Raw genomic sequence first — 254 nt, 5'->3', positions numbered from 1 at the left:
GAGACGAAGTGCGCGGTCATGCCTTCCAGGACGGCACGGTTGCTTGCCCTGTCGGCGTCGGTGCCGCCCGTCTTCCACGTGTTGTCGAGCTCGACGTCGAGCCACCAGACGTAGTCCGCGGGGTTGGCTGAGACCTTGGCCGTCTGGGCCGCGGGCGCGAAGCGCTGGTCGACGTCCTCCTGGGCGCGGTTCCAGCCGTACTGCCAGGCGCACGCGAGGCTGTCGCTGCCGTCGCAGGTCCCGTGCGGGTTCCC

The 254-nt window shown here is 70.5% G+C and carries 1 protein-coding gene; it reads right to left on the bottom strand.

Features of this window, described 5'->3' with window-relative positions:
* Positions 1–254 (bottom strand): hypothetical protein (locus tag M2D63_RS25915; RefSeq protein ID WP_285865904.1); only part of this gene is annotated, 254 nt, incomplete at both ends.

Source organism: Pseudomonas sp. BJa5, assembly GCF_030272875.2.
Taxonomy (GTDB): domain Bacteria; phylum Pseudomonadota; class Gammaproteobacteria; order Pseudomonadales; family Pseudomonadaceae; genus Aquipseudomonas.
The sequence above is the reverse complement of the archived record's forward strand: the minus strand, read 5'-3'. Positions and strand labels throughout refer to the sequence as shown.